The organism is Thalassospira sp. ABL2_045 (assembly GCF_056161285.1).
The window spans coordinates 1-20873 of sequence record NZ_JBSWYV010000021.1; the positions used below are offsets into that span (position 1 = coordinate 1).

The 20873-nt window shown below is 55.5% G+C and carries 21 protein-coding genes and 1 rRNA gene; 17 read left to right on the forward strand and 5 right to left on the reverse strand.

Annotated elements, in window-relative coordinates:
• The 5 genes from rrf to ACXAIA_RS19840 all read left to right on the forward strand — a co-directional run.
• Positions 1-76: ribosomal RNA gene (gene rrf, locus ACXAIA_RS19820) — 5S ribosomal RNA — on the forward strand; the annotation flags it as partial.
• A 277-nt stretch (positions 77-353) separates the two neighbouring features.
• A complete protein-coding gene (locus ACXAIA_RS19825) occupies positions 354-653 on the forward strand; it encodes a BufA1 family periplasmic bufferin-type metallophore (protein WP_064790669.1) in 300 nt (99 codons plus the stop codon).
• 133 nt (positions 654-786) lie between these two features.
• Positions 787-1680, forward strand: a complete 894-nt coding sequence (bufB, locus tag ACXAIA_RS19830; RefSeq protein ID WP_475350874.1) for an MNIO family bufferin maturase — start codon at positions 787-789, stop codon at positions 1678-1680.
• Positions 1677-2471: an HvfC/BufC N-terminal domain-containing protein gene (locus ACXAIA_RS19835; protein WP_475350875.1), complete on the forward strand. Its 795-nt coding sequence runs from the start codon at positions 1677-1679 to the stop codon at positions 2469-2471. The genes bufB and ACXAIA_RS19835 overlap by 4 nt, the downstream gene beginning before the upstream one ends.
• Positions 2458-2994 carry a DoxX family protein gene (locus tag ACXAIA_RS19840; protein ID WP_475350876.1) on the forward strand — a complete coding sequence of 179 codons (537 nt, stop codon included), beginning with the start codon at positions 2458-2460 and terminating at the stop codon, positions 2992-2994. Before ACXAIA_RS19835 ends, ACXAIA_RS19840 begins: the two co-directional genes overlap by 14 nt.
• Before the next feature lie 13 nt (positions 2995-3007).
• Here the strand turns inward: ACXAIA_RS19840 and ACXAIA_RS19845 are convergent, their stop codons facing one another.
• On the reverse strand, positions 3008-3610 hold the full coding sequence (locus tag ACXAIA_RS19845) for a LysE family translocator (protein WP_475350877.1): 603 nt from the start codon (positions 3608-3610) through the stop codon (positions 3008-3010).
• Positions 3611-3729: 119 nt separating this feature from the next.
• Between ACXAIA_RS19845 and ACXAIA_RS19850 the strand changes: the two genes are divergently transcribed.
• The gene (locus ACXAIA_RS19850) at positions 3730-4677 is read left to right on the forward strand and encodes an AraC family transcriptional regulator (RefSeq protein WP_475350878.1); all 948 of its coding nucleotides are present in this window, start codon (positions 3730-3732) and stop codon (positions 4675-4677) included.
• Positions 4678-4692: 15 nt separating this feature from the next.
• Here the strand turns inward: ACXAIA_RS19850 and ACXAIA_RS19855 are convergent, their stop codons facing one another.
• Positions 4693-5418: a GntR family transcriptional regulator gene (locus ACXAIA_RS19855; protein ID WP_475350879.1), complete on the reverse strand. Its 726-nt coding sequence runs from the start codon at positions 5416-5418 to the stop codon at positions 4693-4695.
• Between the two features lie 324 nt (positions 5419-5742).
• Between ACXAIA_RS19855 and ACXAIA_RS19860 the strand changes: the two genes are divergently transcribed.
• The 4 genes from ACXAIA_RS19860 (at position 5743) to ACXAIA_RS19875 (ending at position 10496) form a co-directional block, all read left to right on the forward strand.
• Complete coding sequence (locus ACXAIA_RS19860; protein ID WP_475350880.1) at positions 5743-6861, forward strand: TRAP transporter substrate-binding protein; 1119 nt, start codon at positions 5743-5745, stop codon at positions 6859-6861.
• Between the two features lies 1 nt (position 6862).
• The gene (locus tag ACXAIA_RS19865; RefSeq protein ID WP_475350881.1) at positions 6863-7432 is read left to right on the forward strand and encodes a TRAP transporter small permease subunit; all 570 of its coding nucleotides are present in this window, start codon (positions 6863-6865) and stop codon (positions 7430-7432) included.
• 6 nt (positions 7433-7438) lie between these two features.
• The gene (locus ACXAIA_RS19870; protein WP_475350882.1) at positions 7439-8764 is read left to right on the forward strand and encodes a TRAP transporter large permease; all 1326 of its coding nucleotides are present in this window, start codon (positions 7439-7441) and stop codon (positions 8762-8764) included.
• A 142-nt stretch (positions 8765-8906) separates the two neighbouring features.
• On the forward strand, positions 8907-10496 hold the full coding sequence (locus ACXAIA_RS19875) for a gamma-glutamyltransferase family protein (protein WP_475350883.1): 1590 nt from the start codon (positions 8907-8909) through the stop codon (positions 10494-10496).
• Here ACXAIA_RS19875 and ACXAIA_RS19880 read toward each other — a convergent pair.
• Positions 10493-11551, reverse strand: a complete 1059-nt coding sequence (locus ACXAIA_RS19880) for an aldose epimerase family protein (RefSeq protein ID WP_475350884.1) — start codon at positions 11549-11551, stop codon at positions 10493-10495. The genes ACXAIA_RS19875 and ACXAIA_RS19880 overlap by 4 nt on opposite strands.
• Before the next feature lie 162 nt (positions 11552-11713).
• Between ACXAIA_RS19880 and ACXAIA_RS19885 the strand changes: the two genes are divergently transcribed.
• The 4 genes from ACXAIA_RS19885 (at position 11714) to yjfF (ending at position 16329) form a co-directional block, all read left to right on the forward strand.
• On the forward strand, positions 11714-12664 hold the full coding sequence (locus ACXAIA_RS19885) for an ABC transporter substrate-binding protein (protein WP_475350885.1): 951 nt from the start codon (positions 11714-11716) through the stop codon (positions 12662-12664).
• 143 nt (positions 12665-12807) lie between these two features.
• Positions 12808-14304 (forward strand): sugar ABC transporter ATP-binding protein, encoded by a 1497-nt coding sequence (locus tag ACXAIA_RS19890; RefSeq protein WP_475350886.1) that lies wholly within the window; start codon positions 12808-12810, stop codon positions 14302-14304.
• 41 nt (positions 14305-14345) lie between these two features.
• Entirely contained in the window at positions 14346-15365 is a 1020-nt protein-coding gene (locus ACXAIA_RS19895; RefSeq protein WP_475350887.1) for an ABC transporter permease, read from the forward strand.
• Positions 15352-16329: a galactofuranose ABC transporter, permease protein YjfF gene (gene yjfF / locus ACXAIA_RS19900; protein ID WP_475350888.1), complete on the forward strand. Its 978-nt coding sequence runs from the start codon at positions 15352-15354 to the stop codon at positions 16327-16329. Before ACXAIA_RS19895 ends, yjfF begins: the two co-directional genes overlap by 14 nt.
• A 77-nt stretch (positions 16330-16406) precedes the next feature.
• Here the strand turns inward: yjfF and ACXAIA_RS19905 are convergent, their stop codons facing one another.
• Complete coding sequence (locus ACXAIA_RS19905) at positions 16407-16745, reverse strand: hypothetical protein (protein WP_475350889.1); 339 nt, start codon at positions 16743-16745, stop codon at positions 16407-16409.
• Positions 16746-16828: 83 nt separating this feature from the next.
• A complete protein-coding gene (locus ACXAIA_RS19910; RefSeq protein ID WP_475350890.1) occupies positions 16829-17578 on the reverse strand; it encodes a FadR/GntR family transcriptional regulator in 750 nt (249 codons plus the stop codon).
• Between the two features lie 549 nt (positions 17579-18127).
• On the opposite strand from ACXAIA_RS19910, the gene ACXAIA_RS19915 reads away from it, so the two are divergent.
• From ACXAIA_RS19915 to ACXAIA_RS19925, 3 genes are all read left to right on the forward strand, one after another.
• Positions 18128-18901 carry an SDR family NAD(P)-dependent oxidoreductase gene (locus tag ACXAIA_RS19915; protein ID WP_475350891.1) on the forward strand — a complete coding sequence of 258 codons (774 nt, stop codon included), beginning with the start codon at positions 18128-18130 and terminating at the stop codon, positions 18899-18901.
• A 57-nt stretch (positions 18902-18958) separates the two neighbouring features.
• Positions 18959-19948: an AraD1 family protein gene (gene araD1, locus ACXAIA_RS19920; RefSeq protein ID WP_475350892.1), complete on the forward strand. Its 990-nt coding sequence runs from the start codon at positions 18959-18961 to the stop codon at positions 19946-19948.
• Positions 19949-20150: 202 nt separating this feature from the next.
• Positions 20151-20870 (forward strand): PDDEXK-like family protein, encoded by a 720-nt coding sequence (locus ACXAIA_RS19925; RefSeq protein WP_475350893.1) that lies wholly within the window; start codon positions 20151-20153, stop codon positions 20868-20870.
• The last annotated feature ends 3 nt before the right edge of the window (positions 20871-20873 follow it).

Below are 20873 nucleotides of genomic sequence, written 5' to 3' on the forward strand. Positions count from 1 at the left end.
CCGAACTCAGAAGTGAAACCAGCCTGCGCCGATGGTACTTTGTCTTAAGGCACGGGAGAGTAGGTCACCGCCGGGCCTTCCAAATACAGCACATATTCCCTATAAACACACGACTTTGAAAACCCTCGACCTTAACCGGTCGGGGGTTTCGTCGTTTCTGGCTTAGGCGTCAGTGTCATTCTGTGCGGCCGCCTCACGAAGCGCCTCACGCGGGTGTGAGGATTTGTGTGAAATCTCTCACGTCCCTTTGACTGCGCGTGTGCGAATGGTGCAGTGACGAAAATACACATCGCCCTTACGGTTAAATCATCACCTGGACTTGAGAGTCCTTATTTAACCGAAGGGAAACGACGATGAAAAAAGCAATGGTTCTGGGCGCAGCATTGAGTGCTGCTGTTTCAATGGCGGCGGTCAATCAGGCAGCTGCCGATGGTGCCAAGGAAAAGTGTTTTGGCGTGTCGCTGGCGGGTCAGAATGACTGTGCTGCTGGTCCGGGCACGACCTGTGCCGGTACCTCGACTGTCGATTATCAGGGCAATGCCTGGAAGCTGGTTCCGGCCGGCACCTGTGAAGATATGAGCTTCACCACGGCCGATGGCCGCGAAGTCATGGGCAGCCTCGAAGCACTCGATCGCGATATCCCGCAGGGCTAAGCCCCATACCTCCTGAAGCCTGCCTCGCGTCCCAACGGACGGTCAGTACAGATCTGCATATGTCTCCCTTGCTGACCGTCCGCCCTTGGCGCTTCGCTCTGAGCGCAGAGTAGAAAACACAAGGTTCCCCGATATGAAACCGCTGACACAGATTTCCAAACGTTCGCTTCCGGCCCATGGGCTTCCTGAACGCGCGGGTGTCGGCTTTAAGGCCGAGCACGCGCAAGATGTCTTTAGCAAATCCCCCGCTGTTGGCTGGTTTGAGGTGCATCCGGAAAACTATATGGTGGCCGGTGGCCCGCGACTGGCCATGCTTGAAGAACTGTCGGCGCAATATCCGGTTTCCATGCATGGGGTTGGATTGTCGCTTGGGGGTGGGGAGCCGCTCAACAAAAACCATCTGGCCGATCTCAAACGCCTGGTCGACCGGTTCAATCCCGCCATGGTGTCCGAGCATATTGCCTGGTCAGCCCATGAAGGGCTTTATATGGCCGATCTGTTGCCAACCCCGATGACGAAAACCTCGTTGTCGCAATTGGTCGATGCCATCAACACGGTTCAGGATTTTATTGGCCGCCGGATCCTGATTGAAAACCCGACCTCTTATGTGCCGTTGCCGCAAAACTCGATCCCCGAGCTCGAGTTCATCAGCGCAGCAGCAGAGCGCAGCGGCTGTGGTTTGCTGATCGATGTAAACAATGTATACATATCAGCGCATAATCTGGGCTTTGACGCCAATGAATTTATTGATGCCGTGCCCGGTGATCTGGTTGGTGAAATCCATCTGGCCGGACATGAGGAAGACGCCAACCCCGACGACATTGTTCTGATTGATACCCATTCACGCCCCGTGGCCGATCCCGTATGGGATCTGTTTGATCGTCTTGTTGCCCGCATTGGGCGCAAGCCGACCCTGATTGAATGGGATAATGATGTGCCCGACTGGGATGTGCTGGCGCGTGAAGCAGCCCTTGCCGACCGTCATCTTGATAATACCATGGCCGAACCGCTTGAGGTCGCGTCATGACGGCGCTTAAGACATTTTATGACGGTTTTACCGATGCTCTGAATGCATCCGAGCCAGATGCTGCACCCAGCAGTGTCGCAGATGGCTATGCGCATCGGTTCAAGATTTACCGCAACAATGTCCATCGTGGACTTTATGACGCGTTGGGGGCGGCATATCCGACCGTGCACAAGCTTGTCGGGGGCCGCTTTTTTGATCGCCTCGCGCAGGGGTTCGTTCAGTCCGAAACCACGCGGTCCGGATCGCTTGCGCTTTACGGGGCGGGCTTTGCGGCTTTTCTGGAACATCATCCGGTGCGGGAAAGCTTGCCGTATCTGCCCGATATTGCGCGGCTCGAACGTGCCCAGCTTGAGGTCAGCACATCGACTGATGCCAAACCATTAATGGCCGATGATCTGGCCGGGCTTGAAGACCAGCTTGAAGCCATGCAACTGCGGGTCCATCCGGCCTGTCAGGTGATTGCCTCAAGCTACCCGATCTTTTCCATCTGGCATGCGCAAAACCCGGTCGAGGGTGAACAAGCTGGCAAAGCCAGTATTGTGCAACGTGCTGAAACCGTTTTGATCACCCGGCCTTACATGCAGCTCGAAATGCGTCTTCTGAGCGCAGGGCAGGCGGTGTTTTTTAGTGCACTGACGCGCGGCGGTTCAAGCCTTGGTGATGCGTGCGCCGAGGCGCTTCAGGCCGATCCGGATTTTGATGTCATTGCGAGCTTTGCCGAATTTTTAACAACGGGCGCATTCGACGCCCGCCTGAATACCCCGAGAGGAAACGGGCATGATGACGAATAATGTACAGAACGTAATGGGCAGTTTTGCCCGTCTTGAGATGAAAATGGACGCCCTTGGCGGTCGGGATGTTGTCGGGATTACCAGCCGCGCGCTTTTTGTGCTTTTGCTGCTGCCCTATTACTTCAACAGCGCGCTGACCAAGATTGATGGCGTTGGCCTCAGTGCCGGGGCATTTGCGCAGATCCTGCCACCGATTGCCGAGCAGTATCTTTATGATACGTCTGCCATTCCGTTCTTCCCGTGGCATCTGATTGTCTGGGCTGGAACCATCGGTGAGTTTGTCCTGCCGATCCTGATTGTGGCGGGTCTTTTCACCCGTCTTGCAGCGCTCGGCATGATCGGCTTTATGGTTGTGCAAACCATTGTCGATGTGGCGTTCCATGGCGCGGCCCTTGGTATGCTTGCCAATGGCCTGCCGAATGAGTTGATTGATCAGCGTTTGCTATGGATTGCACTTCTGGCCGCCATGGTCTTTGCCGGTGGCGGCAAGCTGTCGTTCGACCGGTTTTTGTCGAACCGGTAAGCCTGAAACTCCGTTAAAGGGGGAGTAACATCGGCGCCATTGATGCGACCAAAAGCACCGCCATGATGATGTTAAAGACGCGGGCCCGGTTGCCCTGGCTGATGAAACTTCGCATGGTGGCGCCAAACATTGCCCAGCTTGAAATGGATGGGATATTGACCAAGGCAAAGACAGCAATCATCGTCAAAAGTCCGTGTATGCCTGCGTCCGGTGCCGTGTAGGTGACCGTCACGATCAGTGCGACCGTCCATGCCTTCGGATTCAGGAGCTGTAACATTGCAGCCTGAACAAAACCGATCGGTTTTGATGTTTTTGGATCGGTGCCGTCAAGGGATCCGGTTTGCGATATCTTGTAGGCAAGCCACAGGATATAGGCAAAGCAAACAATACGCAGAATATCCTGTGCCATGGGAAAGCGGTCCAAAACCTCGCCCAGTCCCAAACCGATCAGGAACACCATCGAAAGAAAGCCGCTGCTGATGCCAAGGATCAGCGGGATGGTGCGAACGATGCCAAAATTTGCACCCGATGCCAGCAGCAGGAAATTGCCCGGACCGGGGGACACTGACATGACAAAAGCAAAACCGATCAGGGCGGTAAGGTTTTCAGGGTTCATAATCTTATCTGTCCATCTGGTGATATGCTTTACGGATCATTGAGTATTCCCGGACAGGTGTCTTTGCGCTAAGCTGCCAATAATTTAGCAGATCGTTCCAAATTGGCTTGGCGGCTAAGATGCAGCAAGATGTATTAAGTGATGCTTGTGCCGGATTGCGGTTGCGCAGTGACCTTTATTTCACTGCAGAACTGGCCAATGCGTTCAGTGTGCATGTCCCGAGCGAGGGCGCACGCATCCGGTTTCATTTGGTTTTGGCGGGCAGCTGTAAGCTGATGCTTTCCGAAGATGAACCGGTCATCGACCTTTGCGAAGGTGATCTTGTGTTGGTGCCGAATGGTCGCGGGCACATTCTGTGTGATGCGCCGGGACGCGACGTTGTCGCGCTATCTGATGCCATGGCTGCCTGTTTTGACCCGATGGCGGGCATGTTGCGCAATCATTCCGATAACGGGTGTGATGTCCGTTTGCTGTGCGGGTTCTGTGCCTTTGACGAAGATGAGCGCCATCCGGGATTTGGTCTGATTGACGATCACGTGATCCTACGCGCAGATGATCGGACATCACAGGCGCAATCATCCATCGTTGCGATGATCCGAACGCTTGCACAAACGGCAGAACCTGGCTGGCGTGGTGCGTTGGCTCGTCTGATGGAGGTTCTTGTGATCACGCTTATGGCTGCGCAGTTGCGACGTTCCGATTTGCCGCAAGGTTTCCTTGCCGGGTTGGCGGATATCAAAATCGCCCGAGCACTCTCCAGTATCCACGGCCAACCTGAACGTGACTGGACCGCAGAGCTTTTGGCTCAACAAGCCGGGATGTCACGAACACGTTTTGTTGTGCGGTTTGGTGAATGCGTCGGGATCGCACCGATGCAATATCTGCAGAATTGGCGCATGCGTCGGGCAAAGGTGCTTTTGCGCGATACCAACCTGTCGATGGTAGAGATTGCCTTGCATTGCGGCTATCAATCAATGCCGGCGTTTTCCCGGCGTTTCATGGCGCAATATGGCGAAGGTCCCGGCGCATTCCGACGCGAATTACGAAAGCCTGTGGCAGCACAATGATCCCTGTACTGAACCTTATTTCGCAGCGAGCCGGTCGTTTTGCGCACTCGCGTCACGCAGGCTTGCAAGGTATTCCTGACTGATTTCATGCACCGCCATGATGTGCCCGTAAAGCAAATCTTCGGCCGCCTTGACGTCACCGCGCAGGATGGCATCGACAATGCCCTGATGTTCCTCATGCGAGGAGGCCAGTCGTGCCAGGCTTTGGAACTGGACGCGGCGGAAGGGCGCCACGCGGCGACGAACAGAGAGTGTTACATCGACCAGCACATCGTTATGGGTGCCGCGATATAGCGTGTTGTGGAATGACCGATTGAGGGTCTCGTAGTTGTCGCTATCCCCCAGACGGACCGTTTCCGCCAACTCATGATGCAGTTTTTCAAGGTTGTGGCGTTCAGTGCTCGTCATGCGTTTGGCGGCAAGGCGGCCGCATGTGCCCTCGAGTTCGGCCATGCTTTCAAACATTGCGGTCAACCGTTCCGGGGTGGCCAGCGAAACATAAACGCCGCGGTTGGGGATTTTTTCTGCCAGTTCTGATGCGGTCAGCAACTGCAACGCTTCGCGCACCGGAGTGCGTGATACGCCAAACCGTTTGGCCAAAAGCGGTTCTTCCAGACGCTGTCCCGGGGGCAGCTTGCCTTTGACGATATCATCTTCCAGCGCCTGACAAAGCTGCTGGGCAATACCGACGGGTTCGGATTGCTCGGGCGGGGTGGTGAGCGCATGGCGAAGCTCGATCATCTGGCGTTTAGACCCTTCTTGCGAGGTTTATTTGGTTCGAATGTATACACCAATATTTGCATCAAGGCCAAGTATCTCAAGGGGTGTAAAATTTGCTTCATTTTTCCTTCCTTGAATTGCGTATTTTGTGTGCATTGAAAATGTGCGATGCGATATATCGATTAAATATTGTGCATAGTGATGTTGCCTGAAAAGACTGAAAACAAGTTAAGTTATTGAAAAATAAGCAATGGCATGCGTGTTGCAGGATGTATACACAATGCGGAGTGCATTCCGTTGAGCTTACGTTTCACAGAAACAGCTATCTCTATCAGGGAGACATCAATGACAAATGTTAAACGGCGCGACTTTCTGACCAAATCGGCAATCGGTGCTGCCGCAACCGGTGCAGGGGTGGTTGCAGCCCCGAATATCGTGCGCGCTCAGGAAACCTTTAACTGGAAAATGACCAATGCCTATGGCCCAGGGTCACCGTTCTATGTGACCGGTCCGGGCAGCCCGGAAGATTTCTGCAGGCGTGTCACCGAAATGTCGAATGGTCGTCTGAACATTCAGCATTTTGCCGCAGGCGAACTGATCCCGGCTCTTGAGGGCTTTGACGCGGTGCAGGCCGGTACGGTTGAAATGAATGCGGCCAACGCCTATTTCTGGGCGGGTAAAATCTTTGCTGCCCAGTATTTCACAACTGTGCCTTTTGGCCTGAACTTCCAGGGGGTAAATGCCTGGCTTTATCACGGTGGCGGGCTTGAGTTGTGGCACGAAGTTTATCAGCCTTATGGTCTGGTGGCCTTCCCGATGGGCAATACCGGCGTTCAGATGACGGGTTGGTTCCGCGAACCGATTGAAAGCCTTGAGGATTTCAATGGCTTGAAAATGCGTATCCCGGGTCTGGCGGGTAAGGTCTATCAGCAGATCGGCGTTGAAGTGAAACTGCTGCCGGGCGGCGAGATTTTCCCGGCCCTTGAGCGTGGCGTGATTGACGCCGCCGAATTCGTTGGCCCGTATCAGGATCGTCGTCTGGGTCTTCAGAAAGCCGCCAAGTATTACTACACCACCGGCTGGCATGAGCCGTCCAACGTGACCGAGCTTCTGATCAACCAGAAAGCCTGGGAAAGCCTTCCGGCTGATCTCCAGGCGATTGTCAAAAACGCGGCACAGGCCTGCAACCTTGATAGCCATTCATGGTGTGAAGCTAATAACGCGGCTGCCTTGCGTGATCTGGTCGAGAACTTTGGCGTTACCGCCCAGACCCTTCCTGATGAAGTGGTCACCAAGCTTAAGGGGATCACGGCTGATACCCTTGAAGCCGAAGCCGCCAAGGATCCGGTCACCAAAAAGGTCCATGACAGCTTCATGGCGTTCCGTGACACCCACCGTGAGTGGGCCGCGATCAGTGAAAAGCCCTATCACGGCATCATTTCATCGAAAGGCGGGATGGGCTGACATGAATTCGACCCGTACTGAACCGTTACCGGACCGTGCCTTGGGGCTGGTTGTCGACATTGCCGGATGGGGGGCTGCGATCAGTGGTCTGGCCCTCGTTCTGGTGGTCGGTGGCAATGTATTGCTGCGCTACCTATTCAATTCCGGAAGTGTCGCGATGCAGGAACTTGAATGGCATCTGGTGTCACCAATTGCCCTGATGGGGATGGCCTATGGCATGCGCCACGGCGGTCATGTGCGGGTCGATTTTCTATATGAACGTCTGGGCCCCCGGGCCCAGGCGATCATTGATCTGTTTTCTGCTGCCCTGATGGCGGTTCTGGGTGGGGCATTGATCTGGTTTTCAATTCCCTATGTCGAACAATCCATCATGATGGGCGAGGGATCACCAGATCCCGGGGGATTGCCGTATCGCTTTTTGCTTAAGGCCTTTATCCCGATCGGGTTTGGTTTGTTGCTGCTCCAGGCGATTGCGCAGGGGCTGATCAATTATCGTCAAATCGTTGCTGGCGACAGCGAACCTGCCTTGGATGCATCTGATGCGGTCACGCAAAGCGGTGCAGGAGACTAATCAGAAATGACCGGAAATGAATGGCTGGCCATCGGTATGGTCGGGGGCTTCTTTGGCTTCCTCGTGCTCGGTGTGCCTGTGGCGATCTCGCTTGCGATTTCGGGGTTTGCCTTTGGAATTATGGGGTTTGGCACCGGTTTGTTTAACCTGTTGCCGGCCCGTGTCTATGGCGTTGTGACCAACTACACGCTGCTTGCCTTGCCGCTTTTCATCTTCATGGGGGTGATGCTTGAAAAGTCAAAGCTTGCCGAAGAGCTGATTGACGTGATCGGCCATGCCATGGGCCGGCTCAGGGGCGGTATGGGTCTTGCTATCGTGATTGTCGGTGTGCTGATGGGCGCGTCTTCTGGCGTTGTCGGGGCGACGGTTGTCACCGTTGGTTTGCTCTCACTCCAGCCGCTGATCAATCGCGGCTATGACAAAGGGGTCGCAAGCGGTGTGATTTGCGCATCCGGTACGTTGGGCCAGATCATTCCGCCCAGTCTGGTGCTGATCCTGCTTGCAGATATCTTGGGTGAATCTGTCGGGACCTTGTTTGCTGCTGCCATGGTGCCGGGCTTGATCCTTGCCGGGATGCTTGGGCTGTATCTTGTGTTGCTGGGTATTTTTAAGCCGGAAATGGTTCCCGCCATCCCGCAGGATGAGCGCGACAGCATGAGCACACAGCAATTGCTGCTCAAGATTGGCAAGGTTGTTGTGCCGCCATTAGCGCTTGTGTTTGCGGTGCTTGGCTCGATTGTCGGCGGTATTGCCGCCCCGACAGAGGCGGCCTCCATGGGGGCGCTCGGGGCGTTGCTTCTTGCGTTGTTTACTGGGCGTCTGAATTTCACGGTGATGCGCGATGTGCTGCATGACACCCTGATCACCAGTGCAATGGTGTTCTTCATCCTGATTTGTGCCCAACCCTTTGGTCTCGCCTTCCGCGGTCTTGGCGGCGAGGGGCTTGTCCATGCCATGTTTGAATGGGTTCCCGGTGGGGATATGGGCAACCTTCTGTTCATGATGGGGGTGATTTTTGTTCTGGGCTTCTTCCTGGAATGGATCGAAATCTCCTATATCGCCCTGCCGATGTTCTTGCCCGTGTTCCAGTATAGCGGGATCGATATGGCCTGGCTTGCCATCCTGGTGGCGATGAACCTTCAGACCAGTTTCCTCACACCACCCTTTGGCTGGGCGTTGTTCTTCCTGAAGGGGGTGGCACCAAAATCGGTTTCAACGGTTGATATTTATCGCGGCGTGATCCCGTTTATCGGCATTCAGGCGATCGCACTTATCTTGCTGTTCGTCTTCCCGGAGCTGACCAGTTGGTTGCCCGATCTGATCGGGTGGTAGGCCGGACTGGAAAATAGGTATTCTACGATATGAAAAGGCGCTGAACGGAAAACCAAAACAGCGCTATGAACAATGCAGTCGGCCATGCCTCATTCAATACGGGGCGTGTCCGAACGCATGATGGCAGGGAGGTCAACGCACAATGTTACGTTCAAGAACCGCACTCGGGGGCATGATGACAGCCCCGCATCATCTGGCCGCTGAGGCCGGGCGTGACATCCTGCGTGAAGGGGGCAACGCGGTTGAGGCGATGATTGCTGCCGCCGCCGCCATTGCTGTTGTCTATCCGCACATGAATGCGATTGGCGGGGACGGGTTCTGGCTGATTGCCCAGCCCGGCAAAGACCCGGTTGCCATTCGGGCGTGCGGCGGGGCAGCGGTTCTTGCAACGCCTGACTTTTACCGCGAACAGGGTCATGCTGCGATCCCGGCCCGGGGTCCGTTGGCGGCTCTGACGGTGGCGGGTGCCATTGGTGGCTGGATCAAGGCGGCCGAGGTCGCAAACGCGCTTGGCGGCAAGATACCGCACAGTCGCCTGATGGCCGATGCGGTCCATCATGCCCAAACCGGTGTTCCGATCACGAAATCACAGAGTGCGCTGACCAAAAGCAAAATGCCGGAGCTTGAAAACTCTCCGGGCTTTGTCGAGACCTATGCCGCAAACGGCCTTCCGGCGATTGGCGATGTATTGCGCCAGCCGGCTCTTGGCGCGGCGCTGGAGCATCTTGGCCGTGTCGGGTTTGATGATTTTTATCGCGGCGACATTGCGCGCAGCAATGCGTTGGGGCTTGAGGCCGCCGGGAGCCCGCTTCGCCTTGCCGATCTGGAAGGCTATCACGCCAAAATCATGACCCCACTGTCGGTCAAGCTTTCAAGCGGCGCAGTGTTTAATATGGTGCCGCCGACCCAGGGCGTTGCCTCGCTGATGATCCTTGGTCTTTATGATCGGTTGGGGTTGGGTACCGCACAGCGTGACGGGTTTGATCATATCCATGGTCTGATCGAGGCCACCAAACGTGCCTTCCTCAAACGCGATGCGCATATCGGCGATCCGGACCGCATGGGCATCGATCCGATGGCGTTGCTGTCTGACAAAATGCTGGATGCCGAGGCCGCCAAGATCGATATGAAAACCGCGCTTTCTTGGCCGCATGTTGCGAAACCCGGCGATACGATCTGGATGGGCGCGGTTGACGCCAATGGCGTTGCCGTGAGTTATATCCAAAGCATCTTCTGGGAATTCGGATCAGGTGTTGTGGTGCCCGAAACCGGCGTGCTGTGGCAAAACCGCGGATCGAGCTTTACGTTGCATGACGGTCCCAACCAGCTTGGATCGGGTCGCTTGCCTTTCCATACCCTGAACCCGGCCTTGGCGAAGCTCAATGACGGATCGGTGCTGACCTATGGCACCATGGGCGGCGAGGGGCAGCCGCAAACCCAATCGGCGATCTTTACTCGCAATGTCCTATATGGGCAGGACCTGCAGGAGGCGGTTAGCGCCCCGCGCTGGTTGCTGGGCAAAACCTGGGGCGATGACACCACAACCTTGAAACTCGAAAACCGCTTTGACCCGACGCTGATCGAAAAGCTGAAATCCGCCGGTCATACGGTTGAGTTCGTCGGGCCGTATGAAGACATGATGGGCCATGCCGGCGGCATTCGGCTGCGCAAGGATGGCGTAATGGAAGGTGCGTCTGATCCGCGTGCTGATGGGGCGATTGCAGCACTTTAATTCCCTTTGCCAAACTCCCACTCAATCACATTACGATAGGTTTCACCTGGCTTGAGCCACGGGCTTGGGAAGTCCGGGCGGTTGGGGCTGTTGGGGTAGGTTTGCGGTTCCAAGGCGATGCCCGCAGTTTGGTGTAAGCCTGTGCTGGTTTCTGTTTTCATCTCGTTCGTGAAATGCTGTGCGAGGTAGAATTGCAGGCCGGCTTCGGTTGAGAAGAGTTTGATGGCGCGGTTGCTTTGGGGATCAAGCAGGGTGGCGATTTGGCGCAGGGTTCCACGGTCGCCGGTCAGGCAGAAATTGTGATCAAAGCCCTGGTCGGCGTTTGGCAGCATCTCAGAAATTTTGGCGGGGTTTCGGAAGTCATATCCGGTGCCGGTCACGTCACTTGGCGGGCCGTCGGGGATGAGTTTGTCGTCGACCGGAAGCCATTTATCGGCGTTGATCTGAAGGATGTGGTCGGCGGCAGTTTCGTCAAACTCCCCAGACAAGTTCCAATAGGCGTGACTGGTCATGTTGACCGGGCAGGGTTGATCGCAGGTGGCGGTGATTTCAAGCCGAAGGCGGTTATCCGCGATCAGTGAATAGGTGGCCTGTGCCCTCAATGTGCCTGGATATCCCTGATCCTCGTCGGGTGAGGTCAGTTCGAACGTAACACTGGTGTCGGTTTGCGCCGTGATCGTCCAGATCCGGCGGTCAAAGCCATCCGGCCCGCCATGCAAGTGGTTGTCGCCCTCGTTCGCGGCAAGTTTGATGAGTTTCCCGGTTTCATCGCGATATTGCGATCCTTCGATGCGGTTGGCGTAACGTCCGCAGACCGCCCCGATATAGCTGTCTTGCGCAAGGTAGGTGGCATCATCGATCAGGTTGACGGCAATATTGGTCTCTTCCCCGGTCTCGAGATCGCGCAGATAGGCCCCGCAAAGACGCGCGCCAAGCGCAGAAACCAAGACGCGAATCTGCGGGCTTGAGAGGGTCGCGCGTGGGGCATTTTCACCCGCATTCAGGGTGGCGGAGGATGTTTCTGCCATGTGTGGTGAGGGGGCGGTCTGAGGCATGTGTTCCTTCCCGAAGCATTGATTTTTATAGGTTTACCGGCACATCGGTATCGCTTGACGCGATCACTCTAAAGGATGGTGCACTATATGGTTGAGAGCCAACAAATCATATTGTAATACTATATGGCTTTTAAACAATAAACCATACTTAGGGAGGAAATCGTGGTAAGTTTTAAAAAGCTCGCAGTCTCGACTGCAGCGCTGGGTGTTGCGCTAGGTCTTTCGGTTGCCGCACAGGCCGAAATGATGATCGGGTTCTCGCAAATCGGGTCGGAAAGTGGCTGGCGGACATCTGAAACCGCGTCGATCAAGGCCGAAGCCGAACGTCGCGGTATTGATCTCAAATTCTCCGATGCACAGCAGAAACAGGAAAACCAGATCAAGGCCGTGCGGTCCTTCATCGCACAGGGCGTTGATGGCATCCTGCTGGCGCCGGTGGTTGAAACCGGTTGGGATCAGGTCCTGAAAGAAGCCAAGGATGCCGGTATTCCGGTTGTGCTTGTTGACCGTGGTGTGGATGCCAGCGAAGACCTTTATCTGACCAAGGTGGCGTCTGACTTCGTGGTCGAAGGTGCCCTGGCTGCTGCATGGCTGGCATCGGAAACCAACGGTGTCTGTGATGTGGTCGAGTTGCAGGGAACCGTTGGGTCCTCTGCCGCAAACGACCGTAAGGAAGGCTTTGAATCGGTTGTTTCGAACTTCCCGGCCATCAACATCATCCGCTCGCAATCGGGTGACTTTACCCGTTCGGGCGGCAAGGAAGTCATGGAAAGCTTCCTCAAGGCTGAAAACGGTGGGGCCAACATCTGTGCGGTTTATGCGCATAATGATGACATGGCACTTGGTGCCGTGCAGGCGATCAAGGAAGCCGGCCTGAACCCGGGTGAGGACATGCTGATCGTCTCGATCGATGCGGTGCCTGATATCTTCAAGGCAATGGCCGATGGCGATACCAACGCCACGATCGAGCTGAACCCGCATCTTGGTGCGCCGTCCTTTGATGCGATCAAGGCATCGATGAATGGCGAAGATGTGCCGAAATGGATCAAGGCAAACGGCCCGCTCTATCTGCCTGATACTGCCGCGGAAGAATACAAAATGCGCAGCAAATAACATCTCGATGTTTCCGTGGGTTTCGGCCCGCGGATCAGAAGGCGTGTTTTTCAATGCATTGGACGTGCTCCGGCGATTGCCGGGGTGCGTCCGGTTGTATCCGCGACAAAAGACCTCATAGAGTGACAGGGAGAGGGCAGGTTATGTCTAACGCAGTGCTTTCAGTGCGCGGTGCGGGGAAGTTCTTTCCCGGCGTCAAGGCGCTGGAGGATGTTGATTTCGACCTTGAAGCGGGCGAAATCCACGCCCTTCTGGGCGAAAACGGGGCGGGTAAATCTACCCTGATCAAGGTAATTACCGGCGTGCATCCCCGCGATGCCGGTGCGGTGATGCTTGATGGGCAGGAAATCCATCCGCAGCATCCAGGCGACGCACAGGGGCTGGGGATTTCAACCGTCTATCAGGAAGTCAATCTGGTGCCGACCTTGTCGGTGGCCGAAAACCTGATGCTGGAACGTCAGACCCGCAAATTCGGCCTGATTTCATGGAAAAAGACCGAGGCTGATGCCAAGGCAGCCCTGGAAATCCTCGGTCTTGATATTGATGTCAATCGACCGCTTGGGTCCTATTCGGTTGCCATTCAACAACTCGTCGCGATTGCCCGTGCGGTTGCGCTTGATGCCAAGGTGCTCATTCTGGATGAGCCGACAGCCTCCCTGGATGGTGAGGAAATCCAGACGCTGTTTCGCATCATGCGCGAATTGCGCGACAAGGGGCTGGGGATTGTCTTTGTTACCCACTTCCTTGATCAGGTCTATGCCGTCACCGACCGCATCACGGTGCTGCGCAACGGGCGGCTGGTGGGAACCTTTGTCACCAAGGATCTGGCCCAGATTGATCTGATCAATCACATGCTGGGCCGTGAACTGGCCGAAGTCAGTGCCCACCGTCATCAGGACGAGGGCAGCTATAACGGCCCCGCCCGCCAGATCCAGATCAAGAACCTTGGCAAGAAACGCGTGCTGGAACCGGTATCACTTGATCTCAAGGCCGGCGAGATTGTCGGACTTGCCGGACTTTTGGGATCCGGTCGAACGGAACTATCCGAGCTGGTCTTCGGCACACAGCGTGCCGATAGCGGGCTTGTGTTTTTGGATGGCGAGCCGGTCATGCTGCGCTCCCCGCGCCATGCGATCCGGTCGGGCTTTGGGCTTTGCCCCGAGGACCGCAAGCAGGATGGAATTGTTGCCGAACTGAGCGTGCGTGAAAATATCGTGCTGGCCCTTCAGGGACGGCGGGGCTGGCTGCGCCCGATCCCGCGTTCCGAGCAACAACAATTTGCCGATGACATGATCAAGGCGCTCGGCATTGCGACCCCCGATAGTGAAAAGCCTGTCGGGCAGCTCAGTGGCGGCAATCAGCAGAAAGTCATTCTGGCGCGCTGGCTGGTCTCCAAGCCGATCCTGCTGATCCTTGATGAGCCGACACGCGGCATTGATGTCGGTGCGCATGCTGACATCATCAAACTGATCAAGGAACTCTGTGACGAGGGGCTAGCGCTTCTGGTGGCGTCATCCGAGCTTGAGGAAATTGTTGCCTTTGCCGACCGGGTTGCGGTGATGCGTGATCGCGAAAAGGTTTCCGAACTGGTCGGGGCCGAGATCACCCAAGACAACATCATCGAGGCGATCGCGCGATGACCAGTTTGCAAGACAAAAAGAAATTACGGGAAAGCAGCACCATGTCTGCATCTTCTTTGATAAGTCGGCCGTGGTTTGGTCCGGTCGCCGCACTGATTTTGATCGTGCTGGGGATCGGGGTGATTTCACCCGACTTCTTTAATATCCGCATTGTGGACGGGCATCTGTATGGATCGCTGGTCGATGTGGTGCATCGCGGCGCGTCCACGGCCCTTGTTGCGGTCGGTATGGCAATTGTGATCGGCACGCGCGGAATTGATCTTTCGGTCGGCTCGATCATTGCCATATCGGGTGCGGTGATGGCGGTTCTGATCCGCGATACCGATCTGCATCCGGCCGTCATCATTCTGGCCGCCCTTGGGGCCGGGGTGTTGTGTGGGCTGTGGAATGGCCTGCTTGTCGCCTTCCTTGATATCCAGCCGATCATTGCCACCCTGATCCTGATGGTGGCCGGGCGCGGTATTGCCCAGATGATCACCGGCGGACAGATCGTGACTTTCCACGGGGAGTTTTTTGAGGCGATTGGCAGTGGCTATTTGCTGGGTATTCCCTGGCGGGTGATCATTGCGGCCGCCGTGATTGCCGCGATCTATTTCGTCATGCGTCGAACCGCCTTGGGCCTGTTTGTTGAATCGGTTGGTGGCAATGCACGCGCCAGCCGGGTGGCGGGCATTGATGCCCGCGGGATAAAGCTGATGGCGTACGGCGCATCGGGTCTGTGTTCCGCCTTCGCCGGGATCATTATTGCCGCCGACATCCGTGGGGCGGATGCCAACAATGCCGGGCTGTGGCTTGAACTCGATGCCATTCTGGCGGTTGTGATTGGCGGCGCGTCGCTGATGGGCGGGCGGTTCTTTATCGGGATGACCGTGATTGGTGTTTTGATCATTCAGGCGCTGACGACGGGCATTTTGCTTTCGGGGCTTCCGTCGCAATACACCCTGATCGTCAAGGCAGCCGTGGTGATGATTGTTCTTTTGGTGCAGGCGCCAAAATCCCGCGAACTGGTCGGGCAGGCGATGGAACGTTTGAAGCGGGGGAAATCCGATGAAAATCAATGAACGCTTTTATCCGATCCTCGCCACCATTGCCGTTCTCGTCCTGCTATATGGCTACGGGATTTTTGAACATCGCGCCTTTTCCGATACCTATGTTCTGGGCGCGCTTCTGACCGACAATGCCTTTCTGATCATCACGGCCGTTGGTATGACCTTTGTCATCCTTTCGGGCGGGATTGATCTGTCGGTTGGGTCGATGATTGCCTTTATCGGGGTGTTGATGGCCGAACTTGTCACCGGGTTTGGCATGCATCCGGTGATGGCGGCCCTGATTTCCCTGGTTGTCGGGTCAGCCTTTGGCGCTTTCATGGGCGTGATGATCGCCAAGTTCGATATTCAGCCCTTTATCATCACGCTGGCCGGGATGTTCTTCCTGCGTGGCATGTGCTTTTTGATCAATCTGGATTCCGTTCCGATTGATCATCCGTTTGTCGCCGCCTTTAGTGGTTTCAAGGTGCCGTTGCCCGGGCGTGGCTGGTTAACGGCATCCGCACTTTTGATGCTGGCGACCGTGATTGGTGGGGTGGTAATTGCCCATTACACCCGCTTTGGCCGTAACGTTTACGCCATTGGCGGGGATCGGCATTCGGCCGAATTGCTGGGCATTCCGGTCCATAGCACCATCATCCGGGTTTATACGCTGTCAGGCTTTTTCAGTGCGCTGTCGGGTGTTGTATTCGCCTTTTATACCGGGTCGGCCTATCCGCTGGCGGCGGTCGGGGTGGAGCTTGATGCGATTGCCGCGGTGGTGATTGGCGGCACGCTTCTGACCGGCGGGATGGGCTTTGTCATGGGGACGTTCTTTGGCGGGATCATCATGGGCGTGATCCAGACACTGATTGCCTTTGACGGATCGCTCAATAGCTGGTGGACCAAGATTATGATTGGCGCATTGCTGTTTGGCTTTATCGTCCTGCAACGCCTGATCACCCGGTCCTTCTCGGGCATGCGGGCCGGGGCGACATAATCAGCTATGCAGGATCGAAAATTTTGATAAAAGGGCGGCCATCACAGGCCGCCCTTTGTTGTTGAAGTGCATGAAAATCAGCAGCCAGAACAGGTCTTGCCTTCATCCGTGCAGACTTCGGCAATCTTGGCTTTCAGGTTGGCCGCGGACTGCGCGTCTGCCTTGCTGCATGCGCTGCCCGCCGTACCGGTCTTAAGCTGATCACCGACAACAAAGTTGTAGTGGTTTGACCCGCTGCTATAGGTCAGGAAGTTCTTGCCGCAATGCAGGTGCGGGTACGTGCTGCCATCATTCGCTCCGGCGTCTGTGTAATAGGTCTGATTTGCGCAATAGTCTTTCTTGAGGTTTGCCTGCGCGGTTTGGGTGGTGACCGCAAGCGCAATCAGTGTACCCAGCACAGTCATAAGGTGTTTCATAACATACTCCTTCGAAATGAAGAAAACCGGCCAAAGGGCCGGTTTTGCGACGTATCAGGGTATGTGTTGTGATCTGATCGGTATCAAAGCCCGATCTGATCCCAGTCATGTTCAACCGACATGCCGAGCTGATGGCGCAGCTGGCGCATGGTGCGGCGTAGTAATTTATGCATGGTCGCGCGGGCTTCTTCCGGATCACGATGGCTGATCGCGGCATAGACGGCCTGATGATCGGGCAGGGATTGTACATGCGGTGCCGGGCCGCCAGATGACAGGCGGAACGACCCGATGAGGGCAGTTTCAATCAGCATGCCGAATGATTTCATGAAATCATTGCCCGATGCGTTGAGAATCTTCTGATGGAAGTCCAGATCGGTCAGATAGACCGCCTCGGTGCCCGGTTCGGCATTTTCCATCGCGTCATAGGCATCCGAGATCGCCTTGATTTCGTCCTTGGTGGCGCGGACTGCGGCCATGGCAGCCGTATTGGGTTCAATGATCAGGCGTGTTTCAAACAGGGCATAGAGGAATGCCGGGTCCGGGTCCGGGAAGTGCCAGGACAGGACATCAGGGTCCAGCAGGTTCCAGCTTGAGCGCGGCTTGACGCGCGTGCCTGTTTTCGGACGGGATTCAATCAGGCCCTTGGCCGACAGGATCTTGATCGCTTCACGAAGCGCCGTGCGCGAGACATCAAGGGATTCACTTAACGCCGCCTCTGTCGGCAGGACATCGCCCGGCACCAGCTTGCCAGACACAATGCGTGCGCCAAGGTCGTGCGCAACAATGCTGTGCAGGCTGCGTTTGGCATAGGTTCTCGACATGGTGGACGACATATATTCCCTCCGGCGTGGCCCTGATTGGAAAGCAAAAGGCAAAAGGCCCGCTTTGTTATTATTCATATAATATGAATTAATGCGCAGGGCAACTTATCTGGCACCATCGGGGATTTGCGCGGCAAGGCATATATTTGGAAGGTAGCTGAACCTTGGCAGGTGAGGTGGAGAATTGCAATGCCAAGGTATTTGCGTATGTCATCAACTTATAAACTAACTTTGCTGTCACGGAAAGAAAAGACTTCCTGTTTGACGCTTGACAGGTCCGGACATCCTGATCATTAATGTTATTGTATGAAGAATAAAAACAAAATTGTCAGGAGGAAACATCATGACGTCGTGCGAGGTCAAACACCCGGAACGCTAGGCGGATCCGGATCGCAAGGGCGGGCGTCGGAAAAGTTGGTTCCAGGATAACTGGTTCTACCGCGCTGCAACGTTTGCAATGGGTGTACTTTCTGTCAATTTTGGGTTGAAATCATGATGGTGCACATGGGGTTTCTGTGCGCCTGACAGTAAAAAAAGCACATGACGGGAGATGAAAAGATCATGTCTGATCGCATGCCGACACACTACACAAGCCTTGAAGACAAATCGGTATTCATCACCGGTGGGGCATCTGGCATTGGCGAGGCGCTGGTGACCGCCTTTGTCGAACAGGGGGCCAAGGTCGCCTTTGTCGACATCATGGAAGATGCCGGTAATGCGCTTGTTGAAAAGCTTTCCAAGGATGCGCGTAATGAGCCGGTCTTTATCAAGTGTGATCTGACCGATATCGCTGCCCTTCAGGCAGCTGTCGCCAAGGCAGCCGAAATCAATGGCCCGATCACGGGGCTTCTGAACAATGCCGCCAATGACACCCGCCATAAATGGCAGGACGTCACCCCGGAATACTGGGATGAACGCCAGGCGATCAATATCCGCCCGTCCTTCTTCTCGATCCAGGCGGTGGCCCCGATGATGCAAAAGGCCGGTGGTGGCGCGATCATCAATTTCGGCTCTGTCAGCTGGATGATGGGGCAGGGCGGCATGCCGGGCTACACCACGGCCAAGGCTGCGACCCATGGTCTGACGCGCGGTATGGCGCGTGACCTCGGTAAGGATCATATCCGGGTCAATACGCTTGTGCCGGGTTGGGTGATGACGCAACGCCAGCTTGACCTTTGGGTCGATGAAGCGGCCGAACGCGAAATCGATGAACGCCAGTGCCTGAAAAACAAGGTACTGCCGGGCGATATTGCCCGCATGGCGCTGTTTTTGATTTCCGATGAAGCCCGCATGGTCACCGCCCAGAACTTTATCGTTGATGGTGGCTGGGTCTGATACCGGCCAACCGCACATATTTCGAACAGACAACCAAGACCGTTCAGGACAGAATTTATGAGACTGGTTCAATTCAAGGACACCGCCGGCGCACAGCATGTTGCCGTGGTCAACGACGAAAACACCCTGATCCCGCTCAAGGGGGTTTCCACCACCCGCGAACTTGCGACGATCGCGCTTGCCAAGGGCATGACGATGATCGAAAAGGCGAAAATCCGCATGGGCGACATCACGGTCGACTATAACGAGGTCGCGCGTGACGGGCGTCTTTTGCCGCCGATCACTCATGCCGATCCGGCGCATTTTCTGGTGACCGGTACGGGCCTTACCCATCTTGGCTCCGCCTCGGCGCGCGCGAACATGCACAAGGCCGACAACAAGGACGCCAATGAAACGGACTCAATGAAGATGTTCCGTATGGGGGTCGAGGGCGGCAAGCCCAAGGCGGGCGAACATGGTGTGCAGCCGGAGTGGTTTTATAAGGGTGATGGCTCCATCGTTGCCGATCCGGGGGCGGATATTCCAAGCCCGTCCTTTGCCCTGGATGGCAGCGAGGAGCCGGAAATCGCCGCAGTTTACATCATTGATCATGACGGCACGCCGGTACGCATCGGCTTCGCGATTGGCAACGAGTTTTCCGATCATGTGATGGAACGCCAGAACTACCTTTATCTGGCGCATTCAAAGCTGCGTCATTGTTCGATGGGGCCGGAATTGCTGCTGGGTGATCTGCCAAGCCATGTCGAGGGCACCTCGCGCCTGTATCGCGATGGCGAGGTGATCTGGGAAAAGCCGTTCGTCAGCGGCGAAGACAATATGTCGCACTCGATCGCCAATCTTGAATATCACCACTTCAAATACGACCTGTTCCGCCGTCCGGGCGACGTGCATGCCCATTTCTTTGGCACCGCGACGCTCAGCTTCGCCGATGGCGTGACCACCCAGGACGGCGACGAATTCGAAATTGAATCCACCCTGTTTGGCCGCCCGATCCGCAACCGCCTGATGAAACAGGTGGAACGCCCGGTGACCATCAAGGCGATCTGAGGTCTCTCTGAGACTCCCAAGGGGCAAAGCCCTGACGACCTCCAAACGACACGACTTGCCCCGGTACTGAAATGTGCCGGGGTTTTCTTTTTTTATCTCAGGTTGTGGTTTGGTGGTTGTTTGTGTTCTGCTAAAATATGGTTGAGAGAGACAGACGCTTAGTAGAGAAAATAAGGCTGTCTTCTTATTCACGGGAATTGTAATGGTTGCAGGCGATAACTCATTGAGCATAAAGAAAAAAGATATTTGTCGCCTCAAAAATGCGCTCGATTCTGTCCGAAAAACATGCCTGGTAGATCATATGCCCATGGTGGCAGGCCTTGATCTACCTGCTGCAGATCGCATTCTCAAGCTGTCAAACAATCTGCGCGATCCAGTCGACAATTGGCTCCCGATTGAGAATGTGTGGGAAATAGCTGGACTGAAAAAGGACGAGCTTCGAATTTCACGTGTTCTGGCATGGTACCTTGATCCGAAAGCCGGCCATGGCCTTGGTGCTGGATTGGTTGAAAGATTTCTTTCCTTGTCGGAAATGCCAGCATCATTTTCCAGTGTCAGGGTTGTCTGTGAAAATAATCCGGATGGTATGACTGGTAACCGGGTCGATATACTTATCGACAGCCCGCAATTTCTGACGATTGTTGAAGTAAAGATCGGTGCCGGGGAGCAGCCCGATCAAATAGATCGATATTGCAGGATTGCTGCAGCCCGTGCGGGATCAGCGCGACCATGGAAGGTTGTCTATTTGACCCTCGATGGCAGGAACCCTGCGTCCGGGTCTAGCGATGCCGATCAGGTGTTCTGCATGTCTTGGCCGGAAGTGGCGAGTATTCTCAGGGCAGCAGCAGAGCAGAGCTCGCAAATTTCCAGTTTTCTGGCCAATAATTTTGCCGATCATATCGAAAATATTGTTCGAGGATAATGT